Annotated in this window: 15 protein-coding genes; 13 read left to right on the top strand and 2 right to left on the bottom strand. The window is 46.1% G+C overall.

Going from position 1 to position 19,435, the window contains the following annotated elements:
• Positions 1-298: 298 nt before the first annotated feature.
• The 4 genes from mtnN (at position 299) to ACKLNH_RS13045 (ending at position 3,527) form a co-directional block, all read left to right on the top strand.
• On the top strand, positions 299-1,000 hold the full coding sequence (gene mtnN, locus ACKLNH_RS13060) for a 5'-methylthioadenosine/S-adenosylhomocysteine nucleosidase (protein ID WP_413112698.1): 702 nt from the start codon (positions 299-301) through the stop codon (positions 998-1,000).
• Positions 1,001-1,010: 10 nt separating this feature from the next.
• Complete coding sequence (locus ACKLNH_RS13055) at positions 1,011-1,961, top strand: cobalamin biosynthesis family protein (RefSeq protein WP_413112697.1); 951 nt, start codon at positions 1,011-1,013, stop codon at positions 1,959-1,961.
• 1 nt (position 1,962) lies between these two features.
• Positions 1,963-2,772 carry a vitamin B12 ABC transporter substrate-binding protein BtuF gene (btuF, locus tag ACKLNH_RS13050; protein WP_413112702.1) on the top strand — a complete coding sequence of 270 codons (810 nt, stop codon included), beginning with the start codon at positions 1,963-1,965 and terminating at the stop codon, positions 2,770-2,772.
• Positions 2,773-2,912: 140 nt separating this feature from the next.
• Positions 2,913-3,527: a TRIC cation channel family protein gene (locus ACKLNH_RS13045; RefSeq protein ID WP_413112696.1), complete on the top strand. Its 615-nt coding sequence runs from the start codon at positions 2,913-2,915 to the stop codon at positions 3,525-3,527.
• A gap of 70 nt (positions 3,528-3,597) precedes the next feature.
• Here ACKLNH_RS13045 and tyrS read toward each other — a convergent pair whose 3' ends face one another.
• On the bottom strand, positions 3,598-4,785 hold the full coding sequence (gene tyrS, locus ACKLNH_RS13040) for a tyrosine--tRNA ligase (RefSeq protein WP_413112695.1): 1,188 nt from the start codon (positions 4,783-4,785) through the stop codon (positions 3,598-3,600).
• A 124-nt stretch (positions 4,786-4,909) separates the two neighbouring features.
• Between tyrS and ACKLNH_RS13035 the strand changes: the two genes are divergently transcribed.
• Complete coding sequence (locus tag ACKLNH_RS13035) at positions 4,910-6,220, top strand: peptidoglycan DD-metalloendopeptidase family protein (RefSeq protein WP_413112701.1); 1,311 nt, start codon at positions 4,910-4,912, stop codon at positions 6,218-6,220.
• Positions 6,221-6,290: 70 nt separating this feature from the next.
• Here the strand turns inward: ACKLNH_RS13035 and erpA are convergent, their stop codons facing one another.
• Positions 6,291-6,632 carry an iron-sulfur cluster insertion protein ErpA gene (erpA, locus tag ACKLNH_RS13030; protein ID WP_413112694.1) on the bottom strand — a complete coding sequence of 114 codons (342 nt, stop codon included), beginning with the start codon at positions 6,630-6,632 and terminating at the stop codon, positions 6,291-6,293.
• A gap of 193 nt (positions 6,633-6,825) precedes the next feature.
• Between erpA and hemL the strand changes: the two genes are divergently transcribed.
• From hemL to ACKLNH_RS12990, 8 genes are all read left to right on the top strand, one after another.
• Complete coding sequence (gene hemL, locus ACKLNH_RS13025; RefSeq protein ID WP_413112693.1) at positions 6,826-8,112, top strand: glutamate-1-semialdehyde 2,1-aminomutase; 1,287 nt, start codon at positions 6,826-6,828, stop codon at positions 8,110-8,112.
• A gap of 125 nt (positions 8,113-8,237) precedes the next feature.
• Positions 8,238-9,323 carry an AI-2E family transporter gene (locus tag ACKLNH_RS13020; protein WP_413112692.1) on the top strand — a complete coding sequence of 362 codons (1,086 nt, stop codon included), beginning with the start codon at positions 8,238-8,240 and terminating at the stop codon, positions 9,321-9,323.
• 85 nt (positions 9,324-9,408) lie between these two features.
• Positions 9,409-10,434: a 16S rRNA (guanine(1207)-N(2))-methyltransferase RsmC gene (rsmC, locus tag ACKLNH_RS13015; RefSeq protein WP_413112691.1), complete on the top strand. Its 1,026-nt coding sequence runs from the start codon at positions 9,409-9,411 to the stop codon at positions 10,432-10,434.
• A gap of 197 nt (positions 10,435-10,631) precedes the next feature.
• Positions 10,632-14,009, top strand: coding sequence for a response regulator (locus tag ACKLNH_RS13010; protein ID WP_413112690.1), 3,378 nt, complete (start codon positions 10,632-10,634; stop codon positions 14,007-14,009).
• Positions 14,010-14,650: 641 nt separating this feature from the next.
• A complete protein-coding gene (locus ACKLNH_RS13005) occupies positions 14,651-16,318 on the top strand; it encodes an ABC transporter substrate-binding protein (protein WP_413112689.1) in 1,668 nt (555 codons plus the stop codon).
• Between the two features lie 124 nt (positions 16,319-16,442).
• The gene (locus ACKLNH_RS13000; RefSeq protein ID WP_413112688.1) at positions 16,443-17,429 is read left to right on the top strand and encodes an ABC transporter permease; all 987 of its coding nucleotides are present in this window, start codon (positions 16,443-16,445) and stop codon (positions 17,427-17,429) included.
• A 2-nt stretch (positions 17,430-17,431) separates the two neighbouring features.
• Complete coding sequence (locus ACKLNH_RS12995) at positions 17,432-18,463, top strand: ABC transporter permease (protein WP_413112687.1); 1,032 nt, start codon at positions 17,432-17,434, stop codon at positions 18,461-18,463.
• Complete coding sequence (locus ACKLNH_RS12990; RefSeq protein ID WP_413112686.1) at positions 18,460-19,431, top strand: ABC transporter ATP-binding protein; 972 nt, start codon at positions 18,460-18,462, stop codon at positions 19,429-19,431. Before ACKLNH_RS12995 ends, ACKLNH_RS12990 begins: the two co-directional genes overlap by 4 nt.
• Positions 19,432-19,435 lie beyond the last annotated feature (4 nt).

Raw genomic sequence — 19,435 nt, 5'->3', positions numbered from 1 at the left:
TACCAATCAGTGTGACTTTCGTCTCGTTTTCCTTGGCAGTGGTGGCGCATTATAGGGAGTTAAAATCATCTGGCAAGCAGTATTTTGATAAAAAACGCCAAAAACACCTCAAGCGTTCAAAATCGCATCAATTCGTATGTTATTGATGCAAAATGCAGCTTTATTCTCTGCTTTTATATTGCAATGCTAGTGAGACTTTTCATACTTTAGACCATTTTGCCAAACAACAAGCCACTCTTATCGCAGCTGAATGCATGCTAAACTCTGGCTTTCTTGTATAAACCAAACTGAGATGATTATGAAAATCGGCATTATTGGAGCGATGGAACAAGAAGTTGAGATATTGAAATCACTTCTTACTGATGTAAATAGACTTGATCTGGCAGGGTGTACCTTTTACGAAGGCCGCCTAGATGGCGCAGATGTGGTATTACTGCAATCAGGAATTGGTAAGGTCGCTGTATCCGTTGGAACCACTTTACTCCTTGAGCGGTTCTCCCCAGATGCCATCATAAACACTGGATCAGCTGGCGGTTTTGATAACACACTAACAATGGGTGATGTCGTAGTCTCAACCGAGGTTCGCCATCACGATGCAGATGTCACTGCGTTTGGTTATGAGATGGGGCAAATGGCGCAGCAGCCTGCAGCCTTTCAAGCAGATAGCCAGCTGATCGATATTGCAGAACAAGCCATCCTAGCATCTGGCAATACACGTGCACTACGCGGCTTAATTTGTTCAGGCGATGCATTCATCTGCACAAAAGAGAAGATTGACTACATACGTCACCACTTCCCAACCATCGTGGCAGCAGAAATGGAAGCAGCGGCCATTGGGCAAGTCTGTCACCAGTTCAAGGTTCCTTTTGTGGTTGTTCGCGCCATTTCTGACGTTGTAGACAAAGAATCACCGATGGATTTCCATCAGTTTTTACCGATTGCCGCAAAGAGCTCGTCTGAAATGGCAGTTAAAATGGTTGCTCTACTTAACGATAAATAGTGGAATAGACGTGACGATAAATGGATTTTTCACGTTAGCCTTTAATAATGACACCCTACTCGCGATGTGGGGTGCCCTCTTGTTGCACTGGCTTCTCCCTATTCCACCCGAGCTACATCCCATACAAATTTGGAAAAAGCTCGGGCTCTTAATCGCAACAAGAGTCAACAAAGCATCAGACTCTATCAAGCAGCGCCAACTCTCCGGCTTTCTGGCCTGGTTATTACTATACTGCTCTGCTTTCATCTTTCTGTTCGCCGCCTATCAGCTCGTGTGGTACCCCTCCCTATTTAATATGACACTGCTATGGCTAGCCATTGAGTGGCAACAGCCACACCAACTAGGCAAACGGATCACGCAAGGCTTGGCTGACAATCGGATCGCTTATTGCCGGCAGTTGCTCAGCACACAACTTAATCGCGACACAAACACATTAACCCAGATCGGAATAGGCAAAGCCTGTGCTGAAACACTATTACTTGGTTATGGTCGTCAGGTCGTTGCTGTTCTCTTTTGGTACACGCTGGCAGGTGGTATCGGTGCGATACTGTATCGTCTTACGCTGACATTGGCGCGGTGTTGGTCACCCTCTCGCATTCAATATCATAACTTTGGACTTTCTGCAGTACGTCTACTCGCCATTGCTGATATCATTCCTCTGCGCTTATTTGCCTTACTGCTTGCGACAGGAAAAAATACGCGACACAATTTTACTGCCCTCTGGCGGCAAGGTGAGCAGTGGCCACTGCCTGGTCCAGGTTGGTTACTGACAGCTGTAGGTAGTCGCTTAACGCTTTCTCTTGGGGGGCCGGTTATATACCAGAAGCAACGTTTCGAACGACCTAAAGTCGGTGGTCCTATTGCCCCCGCCGCACTGCACCTTGCTCAATTACAACAACTACTCTTACGTCGGTTATGGCTTTGGGGTATTTTCTGCTCTCTATGGATAATCATTGCATAATATGACTCGAACACTGATCACGACACTACTCTTTCTATTTTCGTGCTTTGCGCTATCTCAACCAGCACAGCGTGTTATCACACTATCACCACAAGGCACGGAACTGGCTTATGCCGCAGGCCTTGGCGATGCTATCGTTGCGGTCAGCGAACATAGTGACTACCCCAAGAGCGCACTCAATATTGAACGCGTTGCTAACCATCGAGGGCTAAACCTAGAACGTATTGTTGCGCTTAATCCAGACCTTATTCTCGCTTGGGAGGGTGGCAATCCATCACAGCAATTACTCAAGCTTCGCCAACTCGGCTATACAGTTATCAATACTTATCCCGACTCTCTTGACGACATTGCTCGCGTTATTACCCAACTAAGTCAATGGTCTTCAAACCCCGCCATTGGAATGCAAGCTGCTGACGAGTTTAGTGCTCAGCTCAATCACCTCAAAGAGCAATACAAAGACATGCCGCCGGTACGCTTTTTCTATCAACTCAGCACTCATCCACTCATCTCGGTCAATCGTACTGCTTGGCCTGGTTCTGTTTTTGAAATATGCAATGGGGAAAATATTTTTGGCGATAGTGCGGCCCCTTATCCACAAATTAGCCCGGAGCAGGTCATTAGTCGCCAGCCGGATGTTATATTTCTACCGCACTCTCAAGAGTCAGATGGTGAAATGTGGCAGCGCTGGAAAGAAGTGCTACCTGCAGTACAAAATGCAAATGTGATTAGCCTAAATAGCGATTGGTTGAATCGCGCGACTCCACGAAGCTTAATGGCAGCGGCTGATATTTGTGCGGTACTGCATCCCTAATTGGGCAGGTATCGAACTATAACGAAAATTTTTATTTTCGCATGATGTAGCGCAACTTTTTCACCACTCTCAGGGTTGTAAGGCACGTTTTCTGCTTTACAATCACCACTCCTGTTCCTACTGATAGTGTGATTGTCACTATGTTAATTTATTTACTCGACCTATTCGGCACTGCAATTTTTGCCATCTCTGGAGTGCTACTGGCTGGACGCCTAAGGATGGACCCTTTTGGCGTATTAGTGCTGGCGAGCGTGACCGCCATTGGTGGCGGTACAATTCGTGATATGGCACTAGGCGCTACACCTGTTTTTTGGATCACCAATGCAGCCTATATTTGGGTTATTTTAATCACCAGCTTATTGTCTATGCTGTTAATTAAAAACCCGAAGCGCTTACCTTGGTATCTCCTCCCTGTTTCCGATGCTATTGGGCTTGCGGTATTTGTCGCGATTGGCGTAGAAAAAGCTCTGGCTTTCGGCGCTGCTCCAATTGTTGCTGTTATTATGGGCGTAATGACTGGATGCGGAGGCGGCATCATCCGTGATGTATTAGCGCGTGAAATTCCGATGGTTTTACGTACCGAAGTCTACGCCACGGCCTGTATCGCAGGGGGGATTGTACACACAGGTGCTTTGGCATTATCCGTTCCAACTAATGGGGCAATGATCGCTGGGATAATTACAACCCTTATGATTCGATTAGCCGCCATCAAATGGCACTTATCGCTGCCAAGCTTTGTGCTTAAACAAGCTTAATTATTCCTGCTTATAAATAAAAATGCCCGGTCTATCACCGGGCATTTTTTATCAAATCAGAGCGAAACCATTAAGCAATGGTTACTCGTGCAAATTTACGCTTACCAACTTGGAATACATAAGTACCCACTGCTGGAACCAGCTTCGTATCAGACACTTTTTCTCCGTCTTGCTTAGCAGCACCCTGGCGAATCATACGCATCGCATCAGACGTCGAGTTCACCAATCCAGCGTCCTTCAACACGTTTGCAATCGCAATACCCGTATCAAAGGTGAATTCAGGCATCTCTTCCGGCATCGCCCCTTTCTGGAAGCGATTAATAAATTCCTGCTCTGCCGCTTCAGCGAGTTCATCTGAATGGAAACGAGCAATGATCTCTTTGGCAAGCAGTACTTTAATGTCACGAGGGTTTTTACCATTGGCAATATCCGCTCTAAACTGCTCGATCTCTTCTAATGGACGGAACGACAATAATTCGTAGTAATTCCACATTAGATCATCAGAGATAGACATGATCTTGCCGAACATTTCTGTTGGCGATTCACTGATACCGATATAGTTATGCGCCGACTTGGACATTTTCTTTTCGCCGTCCAAACCAACCAGCAATGGCATCGTTAACACGACTTGTGGCTTTTGCCCATTTGCTTTCTGTAGCTCTCTACCCATTAGCAAATTGAACTTCTGATCCGTACCGCCTAACTCAACGTCAGTTTCCATAGCAACTGAATCATAGCCCTGCAATAACGGGTACATAAACTCGTGGATAGCGATAGGACGACCATCCGCATAGCGCTTTTTAAAATCATCACGCTCAAGCATACGTGCAACCGTTTGGTTTGCAGCCAGTTTGATCATACCCGCAGCACCAAGCTCAGATAGCCACTCAGAGTTAAAGGCAATTTTTGTCTTGGCTGGATCAAGGATCTTGAACACCTGCTCTTTATAGGTTTCAGCATTGGCTAAAACATCTTCACGAGTTAACGGTGGACGAGTGGTATTTTTACCCGTCGGATCACCCACCATTCCAGTAAAGTCACCAATCAAAAAGGTGACATCATGCCCCAACTCTTGAAAAGTACGCAGCTTATTAAGAATAACAGTGTGGCCAAGGTGAATATCCGGTGCCGTTGGATCTGCACCCAGTTTGATGCGTAGCGGACGCCCTTGTTTCAGTTTTTCAATCAGCTCTTCTTCCGGAATAAGTTCATCTACTCCGCGTTTAATTTCAGCTAGCGCCTGTTCAATGCTGGCCATGCGTGTGTGCTCCCACAATTATCTTTAACTAATATCCGCTCAGTTTACTTGAATAGCACTTCATTTTGAAACCAGTTACACTATTCACTGTCATATTTTTAATTACCGCAACTTTGGTACCTTAATTTTGTCATTTTTTCGCATCTTCAAAAACAAGCCTAAACGTTATCTATTATTCATCGCCATTAGTTGCTTCTTTTTTGCAGTTGTTATTCCCAGTGATACCAAGGCACCAGATAACTACTTCACTTACCAAACAAGTGAAACTTACCCACTGCCCCTCAACCTAGCCCCTAGAGAAATAGCCGTTGCGCCCAGCGGTCAAGCACTACAATGGCAAAAGCACACCATTGCTAGTGGGGAAAGTCTGGCCGTGGTTTTCCAACAGCTGGGGTTTAGCGCTCGGACCCTTCATCAGCTCATTAACAGCGATGATGAAGCTAAAAGCCTTACTCAACTGCGTCCCGGCGTTGAACTAGAGTTTGGTCGCGATGAACTCGGCCAACTACAACAATTGCGACAAAGAAAGTCGAATACTAAAACATTGATTATTGAACGCATTTCCGACAACGCTTTTTCTTCTCGTCTCCACGTCAAAGATGTCGACTACCAAACCAATTATGCTCAAGCGTCAATCACATCAAGTTTCTGGAATGCAGGCATCGGCGCTGGGTTAACCCCAAACCAAGTCATGGAACTCGCCACACTGTTTGGCTGGGACATTGATTTCGCATTAGATATTAGGGCTGGCGATCATTTTAAGGTTCTGTTCGAAGAGCGCTGGTCTGAAGGGCAATATATGGGACACGGCAAGATATTGGCGGCTGAATTTACCAATTTTGGTCAAACATTTACAGCCATTTTAGCCGAAAATGGTGAGTATTATGATGCTCAAGGCTTAGCCATGAAAAAGGCCTTTCTTCGCTCTCCCGTTAATTTCCGCTATGTCAGTTCCAATTTTAATCCTAAGCGCTTACACCCCGTTACCGGACGGGTACGTGCCCATAACGGTACTGACTACGTCGCCCCTGTCGGTACGCCAATATGGGCTGCGGGTAACGGCGTTGTCACTGAATCTAGTTATAACCAGTATAATGGTAACTATGTCTTTATTCGCCACAATGCGACCTATACCACCAAATATCTGCACCTAACAAAACGAACAGTACGTACAGGGCAGCGAGTCAAACAGGGCGAGACAATAGGTACATTAGGTGCGACTGGGCGTGTCACTGGAGCACACCTGCACTATGAGTTTCTGGTAAACGGGAAGCATAAAAACCCGAGAACCGTCGATTTACCGCAGGCTGAATCCTTGCTTGGTGACGAGAAAACGGTTTTTTTACGCCATGCACAAAACCAAGTCGCTCAGATGATGCACTTTGATGATCTGGTCGCTAATCACTATTTACTTATCGATAGTGAACGGCCTTAGTTATTGAGTGGCACTCACTTTGGAGACATAAAAAAACCGCCAACTGGCGGTTTTTTATGTCTCATTTAGCTTAAACACTAAACGATGCCCCGCAACCACATGTGGTCGTTGCATTTGGGTTATCAACGAAAAAACGCGAACCTTCCAGTCCTTCCGTATAGTCAACAGTACCACCAATTAGGTATTGCAGACTCATTGGATCAACCACCAGTGTTACACCACTATTTTCAATGGTGGTATCACCCTCATTAACACTTTCATCAAATGTAAACCCATACTGGAAGCCACTACAACCGCCACCTGTAATATACACGCGTAATTTCAGATTTGGGTTTTCTTCCTCGGCAATCAGCGTTTTCACTCTGTTCGCCGCAACTTCGCTAAAGTTCAGTGGCAAGTTTGCATCGCCCATTCTACTCTCCAACATTGCCGTTTAACCGCAATTATCCAATACCTGACTAATTCATTCAAGTATTCTACCGCGAATCATCAAAATTTGCCGACATTTTATGCGATTAGTTGCCAAAGACCAATAATAACAATACTCGCCAAACTTCCCCGAAGTTAGATACAATCAATAAAAACCAATATAGGGAAAGAAATCAATGAGCAAGTCAGCCGAACTTTTTGCCAAAGCACAACAGACCATTCCTGGTGGTGTTAACTCCCCCGTCCGCGCATTTGCCGGGGTGGGTGGAGACCCCGTGTTTATTGAACGTGCCGAAGGGGCTTACATCTTTGATGCCGATAATAAAAGCTACATCGATTATGTCGGGTCTTGGGGACCAATGATCTTAGGACATAATCACCCTGAGATTCGCCAAGCCGTAATCAGTGCAGCGCAAAATGGTCTCAGTTTTGGTGCGCCGACTGAATCAGAAATTAGCATGGCAGAATTAGTCAGCCAGTTAGTACCATCAATGGAGATGGTACGCATGGTCAACTCTGGCACTGAGGCCACGATGAGTGCTATCCGGTTAGCGCGTGGTTTTACGGGTCGTGACAAAATCGTTAAATTTGAAGGTTGCTACCACGGTCATGCTGACTGTTTGTTGGTCAAAGCCGGTTCTGGGGCGTTAACCCTTGGGCAGCCTAGCTCTCCTGGCGTTCCAGCAGACTTTGCCAAACATACACTCACCTGCACATTTAATGATTTAGAATCTGTCGCTCAGACCTTTGCATCTCACCCTGAAGACATCGCCTGCATTATAGTAGAGCCCGTTGCTGGCAACATGAACTGTATTCCGCCACAAGATGACTTCTTGCAAGGGCTAAGAGCACTGTGTGATCAGTACAATGCATTGCTGATCTTTGATGAAGTAATGACAGGGTTTCGTGTCGCACTGGGTGGGGCTCAAGCACACTATCAAGTCACACCTGACTTAACCACGCTGGGTAAAGTAATTGGGGGCGGAATGCCAGTAGGCGCATTTGGTGGCCGTCGCGACATTATGGCGTTTATCGCGCCAACTGGACCAGTCTATCAGGCAGGGACTTTATCCGGTAACCCTATTGCCATGGCGGCAGGGCAAGCCAGTTTGCGTTTAATTAGCCAACCAGGCAATGAGGAAAAACTCCAACAAATCACCCAAACCCTCGCCCAAGGCTTTAAGGCGATGGCTGACAAGCACAACGTCCCACTCTTTGTGCACCAAGTTGGCGGCATGTTTGGTTTCTTCTTTACCGATCAAACCAGCATCAAAACCTACGCCGATGTGGCGCGTTGTGACACAGACAAATTCAAACGCTTTTTCCATCTAATGCTTGAACAGGGTATTTATTTGGCACCATCCGCCTTTGAAGCGAGCTTTACTTCACTGTCTCATGGTGATGCAGAGATCAACGCAACCATCGCAGCAGCTGACAAAGCATTCGCTGTACTCGCTAAGTAACTGGTCGAAAAAGCAACTACCGTTTTTTAGCCACCTTTGATAAGGTGGCTTTCGCTTTCCAGAGCATCCAATTAATTAGTTTTTACCTATTTATTGCAACGAATCTTCATATAAAGGAATACACCATGAGTCGGGACATCAAAATAGAACCACGTCACTGGACATTGATTGTCGCTCTGCTTTTTGCCGCTTATGCCTGTTACCGCCTCGTTCAGCCTTATCTGGGCCCCATTATGCTGGCGTTTATTTTGTCGCTGTTGTTCTACCCGATTCATGCGCGCATTGAACTACGTTGTGGAAAACGGATCAATCTGGCTTCACTGCTCTCTTGCAGTTTAATGACCTTTATTATTCTCATCCCTGTCACTTTAGTACTGATTGCCATATTAAATCAGGGCGTTACATTCTCGAAAGATACCATTAACTGGCTAAGTAACGGTGGCGCACAAACCGTTATTTCTCACCCTTATGTGGTGAAGACCCTTAGCCTGCTGGACAAGTACTCACCTCTCGATAACCTTGACCCACAAGCCGTAGTACAAAAAATCGCAACCAGCGCCTCGACACTAGGCAGCCAAATGATCAATATCAGTGCTCGCGTTGTCGGTGATATAACCAGCCTGTTTCTAAACTTCATACTGATGCTATTTATCCTGTTCTTTCTACTCCGAGATCATGAAAAAATCGTCGAAACCTTACGTCTTGCCATTCCCTTATCACGCAGCCAGGAAGACATTTTGCTAGATGAACTAGAAAGCGTCTCTAAATCGGCACTACTCGGATCATTCCTTACCGCCATTACGCAAGGGTTCGCTGGCGGGTTTGCGATGTGGCTAGTAGGTTTCCCCGGACTCTTCTGGGGAACAATCATGGCTTTCGCTTCCTTTATCCCGGTGGTCGGCACCGCTTTAATCTGGGTACCGACAGCACTCTACTTACTGCTGATAGGCGATTGGGAGTGGGCGCTATTTATGGCGCTATGGGGCTCTATTGTTGTCGGCTCAATCGATAATCTGTTGCGTCCTCTACTCATGCAAGGTAACTCCGGCATGAATACCCTATTAATCTTCTTTTCAATTATGGGTGGGCTGCAACTCTTTGGTCTACTGGGTCTTATTTATGGCCCCATCATTTTCGCTCTAACTATCGTCTTATTTAAGCTTTACCAAAGCGAATTTAATGCTTTCTTAGAGAAGCAGGATAATTGCTAACAACAAACAGTAACGGTTTCCCCTTTGCGCGGATTGTGGGACAATCCGCGCCCATATTATCTGTAACAAACATCTGAGGTTAACCATGTCGTTATCTGCACCAAGTCAGGTGATTGAACGCCAATTGGCTTTTTTTGAAAACCGTCACTTACTGGTGATGGGCGAGTTCGATGGCAACTTGCCCTCGGAATTAGCCAGCACGTGTGCGTCTTTACGCGTCTTTACGACTAACTTCCTCACTCATAACCGCCTAAAAGCCCGCTATACCTGTCAGTTTGGAGCTGAAATTGACGCCTCAACACTGCAAGATGTCGACATGGTCTTACTGTTTTGGCCCAAAGCAAAAGCCGAGGCTGAGTACTTACTCGCAATGACGCTGGGCCAATTGCCAGCAGGAACTGAGATCTGCGTTGTTGGCGAAAATCGCGCTGGGGTAAAAAGCGCCGAGAAACTGTGCCACCCCTATACAAAATTAGTTAAACACGACAGTGCGAGGCGCTGCGGTTTCTATTGGGGAAGCGCCACTCACACTCCCCAACCCTTCAATCTCAATGATTGGTTTAAACACTACGCACTGCAGCTAGGGGAAACCACCCTTACCATTAGTTCATTGCCGGGTGTATTTAGTCATGGTGAGTTTGATAAAGGCACAAAACTATTACTAGAAAACCTTTCGGTGTTGAAAGGCGATGTACTCGATTTTGGTTGTGGGGCAGGGATCATTGGTGCCTGGGCCAAAACAATGTTTAGCGATATTAACGTAACCTTGTGCGATATTAGCGCCCTTGCCATCGCGTCAGCGAAAGAGACACTCCGTCAAAATCAGTTAGACGGAACAGTATTAGCCAGTGATGTCTACAGCGATATTCAAGGCCAGTTTGATTATTTGATCTCTAACCCACCGTTTCATGCCGGATTAAAAACCAGCTACAGCGCAACCGAAAATTTATTGGCGGATGCCCCATCCCATCTAAATCGCGGGGGACAACTAATTATCGTTGCCAACAGTTTTTTGCAATACCCTCCGATTATCAACAATGCTTTTGGTGAATGCGACACACTGGCCACGCGAGATGGATTTAAAATTTATCGAGCACAAAAGGCAAAATAAGTTCATACCTAAGATCGATTACCCTTTTTGAGTGTCAATAAGCACTCAAAAAGGGCTTTTTGACAAAATTAACGAGATCAATCACAAAAATTTCCCCCCGCTATTGTTGCTCCACTCAAAGAAGAACAGATACACTCTTTGCTTTGTTTTGACAAAATTGCCGTAATGCAATTTATGTATATGTAATAAAGGAAGTAATGAAACTGTTCAGCTCCTTCAAACGGCTCCAGCACTCGTTAATGATGGCGTTTTTGGTGATCAGTATTACCCCGCTGACGCTAACGGCATTGTTTTTTCTAAATTCTCATATTACTGATTTAGAGCAACAAACATTTCAACACCTTTCCCTGTTACGTGATAACAAAGCGCGCCAGCTTGAAAATTACTTTGATTACAAAAGACAGGAGATTCAAGCTTTTGCAAAATCGGAGCTCGCCATCGCGACCGGAGGGAGGTTCTATGGGTTAGTTGGTGCCTTCAGTCAACTAGCCAACAGTCAAGACGAGATACGCGCGATAGCTCAAAGTGATTACATCAAAGGGGTTCTTTCTGGAAAAAATGTCGACTTAAGTACGGAAGGAACACTTTACATTGCTAATCAACGCTATCGCCTAATTCACAAACGCTATCACGATGCGTTTGAGGAGTACCTTAAGCGCACCGATTTTTCTAATATCTACTTAGTCGATATGAATGGCAACGTAACTTATTCCGTTAAAATTGATTCACTCTTCGGTGAAAACCTGCAAAACGAACAACAGCTAAACACACCTTATGGCCAAGCATTTAAAAATATCAAAAACCTGACAAAACAACATTTAGAGTCGGATGAGGAGCTTTATGTTTTCCAAGACTTCAGTGATAATAATAACGCAGGACAGAATGTTGCTTGGTTAGCCGCTCCTATCATCCAACAAGGTTACCTGCACAGTTACCTTCTATTTAAGCTTCCTACAACAGGGGTTGAAAGCCTCGTTGCTGAAAGACCGGAAGAGCAATCATCTATCACAACGACAGTATTGGGGCTCCATGGAGAATTAAGGCAAAGCAACCCGCTCAACACACTGTTTAAAAGTGAGCCTGACATCCTAAACGCCTTGCTGCAACAAAAAGAAAGCGTTGAAAAAATAACAGGATTCAATGAGATAAAGGTGCTTCGTGCCTTAACGCCTGTCAATGTTCTTGATAATCAATGGGCGATATTGCTAGATCTTCCTGAAAGCGATGCTTTAGTGCATATTCGACAACTTGAAAAAGTTTTCCTCGTCGCAATGACTGCTGCCATTCTTCTCGTCATTATGGCCTCTCACTGGCTGTCTAACTATATTACCGCGCCTCTTTTGCGCTTAACCTGGGCTGCAGAGCGCGTTTCTGCAGGCGACCTAGACCAAAATATCACCGGCACTGAACGCCCAGATGAGCTCGGCCGGCTGGCTATTAGCTTTGCTCGTATGCAGCGCTCAGTTCGCGAAAAATTGTTCTTGATCCGCCAACAGAACAAAGAGTTAGAAAGTAACCTTGATACGATTCAACAAAAAAACAGCAAACTTGAAGCCGCCGATAAACTCAAAGATGAATTTCTCGCCACCACCTCTCATGAACTGCGTACCCCATTACATGGCATGATGGGGATCGCTGAGTCGCTGCTTTCTGGTCTGCATAGCCCTATTTCAAATCAGCAGCGTCATCAATTACAAATTCTCCTCAACAGCGGTCAGCGCTTGAGCACCCTGATTGACGATCTACTTGATTACCATAAGATGCGTTATGGCAATTTAGATATTAAGCGCCACGCCGTTGACCTAAGTACAGCAATTCGGTTGGTTCTCGAATTGTCTCACCATTTACTCGGTGAAAAACCGGTACGCATTATCAACCAGATCCCCAATGACATGCCTCTGCTTGATGCCGATGAACAGCGATTGGAGCAAGTGCTATACAACCTGATTGGTAATGCGATCAAATACACCAGTGAAGGGAAAATCGTTATCTCAGCCACCCTGCTAGATAAACAAGTTCGTGTCCAGGTGGTCGATACCGGCCAAGGGATCCCAGCAGAAGAGCTTGAGCAGATCTTTGAACCTCTCACCCAAGCGGCAGACAGTGAGCGTTATCGTCAGGGAACGGGATTAGGTTTAACTATTAGTCGTCAATTGATTGAGCTTATGGGTGGTCAACTGTATGTCAGTAGCCAACCTATGGTGGGGTCAACATTCAGCTTTACCTTGAATATTGCCTCAGATGAACTCAAGCAAACCGCCTCACCCCCGTTGAACCATTTTATGATCCCACCGACGGATGGCAGTGAGATAACATTCAGTGTCGATAGCCATGATGGTGATAAAGAGCTGATACTGGTTGTTGATGATGAGCCCGTGAATTTGCAAGTTGTCGCCAACTATCTTCGCGCCAGTGGATACCGGGTTGTGACCGCGGATAACGGCAACCTCGCCATCAGTATGGTCGAAGAGTACCAGCCGGATCTGTTACTACTTGATGTCATGATGCCCGAGCTAAACGGCTACGAAGTATGTAAGCGATTGCGCCAACATGCGGACAACGAGATGCTGCCCATCATCATGTTATCGGCGCTCAATCAAATGCAGGACCGCGTTAAAGGGTTTGAAGCAGGAGCCAGTGATTACCTGAGTAAACCATTTAATAAGGAGGAGTTACTGGCACGGATCTATACCCACCTGCGCGCCGCGAAAATGTTAGAAGAGAAAGCAATCAATGTCCGCTTGCAAGAAGAAATAATGCACCACAAGCAGACAGAGCAAGGACTGATTGATACCCATGGACGTCTAATAAATTTACTTGAGTCAACCGAAGAGTCCATCTTATGCCTTCAGCAAGATGGCCGTATTCGCTACGCCAACCAAGCAGCGGCCAAACTACTTCATGCCCCGACAGAAATAATTGAGCGACTCAATATCGATGACCTTATCGCTGACATGGAGCAGTTGAACGTACCTGACGGCAATGTGCTCCCAATCGAAAACCTCCGATTCAAAGTCCAAGGAGAGCTTCAGCAATGGCCAGCACGGTTGCTCCCAATGCCTGAAGCCTCGGGCCTATCGATGATCATTGTTATATCGCCAGCTCGCCAATCATCTCAACATCGAGTTGAATTATTGGAGCACGCGGTTAATGCACTATCAGACTTTGCATTTGATGGCGATAAATCAAATCTGCAGCAATTACGAGAACTAGGTGGTGAGTTTACTCGACTCGCTGATAAGCTCAATCAAGACGAAAAATCTAAAGCCGATCTTATGCGGGAGCTAACCGTCCAAGCAATGACAGCCAGTCTTGAACTATGGGAATCATCAACGGGGAAAACCAAATTTGCCTTAGCCGAAGAGAGTGGGCTGTGGCGGGTTTATCTCGACCGCAGTACCTTACAAACCCGAACGCTGGATAAGTACCTACACCTTGACACGCTGCCCAAGTCACCGCGCTGGCGCACTGTTATCAGTACGCTTGATTTTGTACTTGAACGTGCCACGCTGTGTGCCGCACGCCAATCTCTAGAAAGCGCTCGCGACAAACTTCACCACTACATGCAGCAATAATCTCAAAGCCCGTTAGCTCTGTGCTGACGGGCTTTATTCATGGTTCTCATTCCCTATCACCAACATCACTTCCCCCCTTGTGGTTAACCTCACCGCACTAATTCACACAGAAAAAAAAGTCGATCAATAGCAAATACCCTTCATCATTGACGGTAAATTTTGACGTTCTAAACGCTGTACACGCAAATAAATAGAGGTTATGAGAAGCAACTCACAACAAATCACACGGTGATATTTTCCGTGAAAAATAAACGTATAACAAGCTAGTGATCCACACCACACCTCCAGAGAAAATGCATGAAAACACCAACAGGGAGGAGTCTCGGCCGAAGTAAGCACTAACCCATCCATCGTAACAACACCTTCAGTGTTGACATGCGTCACACTTTATTTCTGGCCATTGGGCGATAAAAAAAAACAATTTAACGAAAATAACGTAACATGCGGTAGTTTTGACGAATTTGACGGGATGGCTAATTGACGATAACGACACTACGTTGTTTCCTTGTGCTTACCGGAGCTTGTAGGCCATTTCATGCACATCACTTAATGCAATGAAAACAAGCCGGGTGATGGTTCTCTTTTTTTCGGATCATCCAATCATATAAGTGAAACAATAAGCACAGAGTTAAGGAACAGCTATGCTTGCCAATAAAACTAAAATTGCTCTAGCAGTACTTGCAGCATCAACTGCATTAACTGCACCACAAGCTGCAGCACGCAGCGAACTAACTGTGGTACCAGACTTTTACCCTACAATGGTACGTAACTTTAACCCGTACCTACAAACAAACCTTCGTACAACGTCTGAGTTCATTTATGAGCCGCTAGTTATCTTTAATGAAATGAAAGGTAACGAGCCTGTCATGCGTCTAGCCAAGAGCTACGCGATGTCTGATGACCTAATGAGTGCCACTTTTGATCTTCGCAAAGGGGTAAAATGGTCGGATGGTAAAACATTTACCGCTGATGATATCGTCTTTACTTATGACTTACTTCGCGAGAAGACTGAGCTTGACCAACGTGGTATCAACAAGTGGGTTAAATCAGTAGAAAAAGTAAATGCGAACAAAGTTGTCTTCAACTTTACTGAAGCTAACTCAAACGTACCGTATGAAATTTCTATGGTGCCGATTGTACCTAAGCACGTCTGGAAAGATATCGAAGATCCTGCAACATTCACCAACGAAAACCCTGTTGGTACTGGTGCATTCACCGAAATCGACACCTTTACACCACAACTTTATATCCAGTGTCGTAACCCACAATACTGGGATGCTGCAAACCTAGATATCGACTGTCTACGTGTTCCTCAGATCGCTGATAATGACCAACTACTGGGCATGATCATCAACTCTGAGTTAGATTGGACCAGCTCTTTTGTTCCTGATATCGACCGCACTTATGCTGCCGCTAACCCTAACCACAAATACTGGTTGCCACCAGCGGGTACGCAAGCGTTCATGTTGAACTACAACACGCCAAACGAAGGCAACAATGAAGCGATCAACAATGTTGACTTCCGTCGTGCATTCTCAATGGCGCTAGACCGTCAAACCATCATCGACATCGCGTTCTATGGTGCTGGTGTAGTCAACGATTTCGCCTCTGGTCTAGGTTATGCGTTTGAAGCGTGGTCAAACGAAGAGACTCACGCTAAATATAAGCCTTACATGACTTATGATGTCGATGGTGCTAAAGCACTACTGGCTAAAGCTGGCTTCAAAGACACCAATGGTGACGGTTTCGTAGAAACACCAACTGGAAAAGCAATTAGCCTTGCTATTCAATCACCAAATGGTTGGACTGACTTCAACAACACAGTACAACTGGCTGTTGAGCAACTCGCTGATATCGGCATTAAAGCAGCGGCTCGTACCCCTGACTTTGCTGTTTATGATTCAGCGATGAAAGAAGCATCTTACGATGTCGCTTATACCAACTACTTCCACGGTGCCGATCCGCACCTATACTGGAACAGCGCTTACCACTCAAACTTGCAGGACGGCGACGGCATGCCACGCTTCGCTCGTCACTACTACAAGAATGACAAGCTAGATAAGCTACTAGATAGCTTCTACAAGACAGCTGACCGTGCTGAGCAAACTGGTATTGCTCACCAGATTCAGGAACTGATTGCTGCTGAGCAAGTTACGATTCCTGTTATGTCTGGTGCTTACAACTTCCAGTACAACGAAACTCGCTTCACTGGTTGGTGGAACGAAGACAATCCGAAAGGCCGTCCAATGGTTTGGGCTGGTATTCCGGAGCGTGTACTACAAGTACTTGACTTGAAACCTAAGAAGTAATCAACTAATTGCGGTGCGCGTTCTTGCGCGCCGCCTCTTCCCCCTCTCTTTTTTATATGGCGCTTTGCGTCAGGGGGTTTTACGTCCTAAATCCAATGAAAGTTGGATGGCTGAGGTGTGAGTTATGGGATTTTTTTTAAGACGTTTATCTTTTTATCTGCTAGCGCTGCTTTTTGCTGCCACGCTGAACTTTATTATACCGCGAGCCATGCCTGGTGACCCAGTGACCATGATGTTTGCTAATGCCAGCGTGCAAGTGACGCCAGAGCGAATTCAAGCCATGAAAGAGCTGCTTGGGTTTGTCGATGGCCCCATTTATGTACAATACCTAACCTATATAAAGAGCATTCTTTCATGGGAACTAGGCATATCAACTGCGACTTATCCGCAAACCGTTAACGCGATACTAGGTAACGCTGTTGGCTGGTCACTATTCCTAGCTGGCACCGCGGTTATTGTTGCGTTCTGTATCGGTTCAGTTCTGGGTATTTTTGCTGCGTGGAAACGCGGCAGTAAATATGACGCATTCATCTCACCAGCGATGCTGGTAATACAGGCAACCCCACCAATCGTTATTGCGATGCTGGCGATGTTCACTTTCGCCGTTGGCGCGAAATGGTTCCCAACCGGTTATGCCTATACCCCAGGGCAACTCCCTGACTGGACCAGTTTGGCTTTCTATAAGAATGTTGCCTATCACGCGGTTCTGCCGTTGTTCTGTGCCACGATCATTCAAATTGGTGGCTTCTTGATCAATATGCGTAACAACATGATCAACCTGCTCAGTGAAGACTATATCACCATGGCAAAAGGCAAAGGATTGAGCGAAAACCGCGTTGTTTTCAACTACGCCGCTCGAAATGCGCTATTGCCTTCTGTTACCGCACTATCAATGGCATTGGGTACCGCCATCGGTGGCCAACTTATTATTGAAATCGTCTTTAACTACCCTGGACTAGGTACGGTGCTATTGAATGCCATCAATGCCCGAGACTATCAGGTGCTACAAGGTCAGTTATTTATTATGACGCTGTTTATGTTGTTCTTTAACCTGCTAGCAGACCTGATGTACGTATTCTTGGACCCTCGCCTACGCACGGGAGCTAAATAATCATGAAAGGTTTAATTAAATTACTCAAAGGCAATCCAAAAGCCATGTTTGGCTCGGTCATTGTTATCACCTTTGTTTTAACGGCAATATTTGCCCCCTTTGTAACGAAGCATGAGCCAAATCGTCGCTCGGGTAATCCACATGAATATCCAGCGTTTGTTGTTAAAGCGGCGCAAAACAACCCTGACGGCTGGATTTCAACTAAGTTTGCCGATGATGCTCGCACACTGCGTATGTCAAAAGATGCCGACCATATCCTAGGTACATCGCGAATGGGCCGTGATATCTGGTCACAACTGGTCTACGGTGCGCGCGTCTCTCTCGGTGTAGGCTTTGGTGCTGGTATTGTGGTGTGCTTCTTAGCCACCTTAATTGGTGTCTCTGCCGGTTACTTTGGTGGGCGGACAGATGACATTCTCACCGCAATGATGAATATCATGCTGGTTATTCCACAGTTCCCACTGCTGTTTGTTATTGCCGCCTTTGTTGGTCAAGCTGGGCCGATGACCACTGCCATTGTTATCGGGATGACCTCCTGGGCTTGGGGCGCTAGGGTGGTACGTTCACAAACCCTCTCCTTGCGAGAAAAGGAGTTTGTCAAAGCTGCAGAAGTATTGGGTGAGTCATCATGGCGCATTATCGCTGTCGAGTTACTGCCTAACTTGATCTCTATTGTTGGCGCGAGCTTCATCGGCTCTGTTCTGTACGCCATCATGATGGAGTCAACCCTATCATTCCTTGGTCTTGGTGATCCGAATTCAATCAGCTGGGGCGTTATGCTGTATAACGTGCGCACCTCTTCATCAATGCTGATTGGCGCTTGGTGGGAAGTTCTCGCTCCGTGTGTGGCGTTGACCTTTGTTGCAATTGGTCTGGCGATGCTTAACTTCGCCGTCGACGAAATTGCTAACCCTCAACTTCGTGCACAAAAAGGCATGCGCCGCTGGCAGAAAATGGCCAAGAAGAAAGACGAAGAACTTGCCGTAACCGAGCAGGCTGTACCACAAAACGCATTATGGAGCGGTGACAAATGAGTAATCAAGAGCCCCTAATTTCAATCCGCAATCTGTGTGTGGATTACATCACGGATGCTGGCGACGTTCGAGCCGTAAACGATGTCAGCTTTGACATTGGCAAAGGCGAAGTGTTTGGTCTTGCAGGTGAATCTGGGTGTGGTAAATCCACCGTTGCCTTTTCATTAATGCAACTGCACAAGCCGCCTGCTTTTATCACTGGCGGAGAAGTTATCTTCGAAGGGCGCGACATCTTAAAACTGACACCAAATCAGGTTTCAGATTTCCGCTGGAAAGAGATGTCGATGGTTTTCCAAAGTGCGATGAACGCCCTCAACCCAGTACTAACTATGGAAGAGCAGTTCTGCGATGTCATCATGCGACACACCAGTATGACGCGTGAGCAAGCAAAACGTCGTGCCGAAGGCCTGCTTGAGATTGTTGATATACACCCGAGTCGTCTTCGTGACTATCCGCACCAATTTTCAGGCGGTATGCGTCAACGTCTTGTGATTGCCATTGCGTTAGCACTGAACCCAAAAATGATCATTATGGATGAGCCAACCACAGCACTTGATGTGGTCGTTCAACGCGAGATCCTACAAAAGATCTACGCCTTGAAAGAAGAGTTTGGTTTCTCAATTCTGTTTATTACCCATGACCTGTCGCTAATGGTCGAGTTCTCAGATCGAATTGGCATCATGTATTCAGGTCAGCTCATTGAGGTGGCTCCATCTAAGCAAATTTTGGAAACCCCTTATCACCCATACACAGAAGGGCTAGGTAACTCATTCCCTCCTCTGACGGGGCCAAAAACACGTCTGACTGGTATTCCAGGTAATCCACTGAACTTACTGGAAATCCCAGAAGGATGTCGTTTTCAGGCACGCTGCAGCAAAGCACACGATGCGTGCTTCAGTAAAGCAACTCAGCTACAGCAAATTGAACCAGGTCGCCTAAGCAACTGCCACCTGTTTACTAACCGCTAGGCCT

Source organism: Thaumasiovibrio clandestinus (genome assembly GCF_047250365.1).
Lineage (GTDB): Bacteria > Pseudomonadota > Gammaproteobacteria > Enterobacterales > Vibrionaceae > Thaumasiovibrio.
Note: the sequence above shows the minus strand (reverse complement) of the source record. Positions and strands in the feature narration are given on the sequence as shown.

Bases quoted from the DNA above. Each gene is read 5' to 3' on its own strand.
- ACKLNH_RS13005 (WP_413112689.1), top strand. From the start codon at position 14,651: ATGCTTGCCAATAAAACTAAAATTGCTCTAGCAGTACTTGCAGCATCA.
- hemL (WP_413112693.1), top strand. From the start codon at position 6,826: ATGAGCAAGTCAGCCGAACTTTTTGCCAAAGCACAACAGACCATTCCT.
- btuF (WP_413112702.1), top strand. From the start codon at position 1,963: ATGACTCGAACACTGATCACGACACTACTCTTTCTATTTTCGTGCTTT.
- ACKLNH_RS13000 (WP_413112688.1), top strand. From the start codon at position 16,443: ATGGGATTTTTTTTAAGACGTTTATCTTTTTATCTGCTAGCGCTGCTT.
- erpA (WP_413112694.1), bottom strand. From the start codon at position 6,632: ATGGGCGATGCAAACTTGCCACTGAACTTTAGCGAAGTTGCGGCGAAC.
- tyrS (WP_413112695.1), bottom strand. From the start codon at position 4,785: ATGGCCAGCATTGAACAGGCGCTAGCTGAAATTAAACGCGGAGTAGAT.
- ACKLNH_RS12990 (WP_413112686.1), top strand. From the start codon at position 18,460: ATGAGTAATCAAGAGCCCCTAATTTCAATCCGCAATCTGTGTGTGGAT.
- mtnN (WP_413112698.1), top strand. From the start codon at position 299: ATGAAAATCGGCATTATTGGAGCGATGGAACAAGAAGTTGAGATATTG.
- ACKLNH_RS13010 (WP_413112690.1), top strand. From the start codon at position 10,632: ATGAAACTGTTCAGCTCCTTCAAACGGCTCCAGCACTCGTTAATGATG.
- ACKLNH_RS13020 (WP_413112692.1), top strand. From the start codon at position 8,238: ATGAGTCGGGACATCAAAATAGAACCACGTCACTGGACATTGATTGTC.
- rsmC (WP_413112691.1), top strand. From the start codon at position 9,409: ATGTCGTTATCTGCACCAAGTCAGGTGATTGAACGCCAATTGGCTTTT.
- ACKLNH_RS12995 (WP_413112687.1), top strand. From the start codon at position 17,432: ATGAAAGGTTTAATTAAATTACTCAAAGGCAATCCAAAAGCCATGTTT.
- ACKLNH_RS13045 (WP_413112696.1), top strand. From the start codon at position 2,913: ATGTTAATTTATTTACTCGACCTATTCGGCACTGCAATTTTTGCCATC.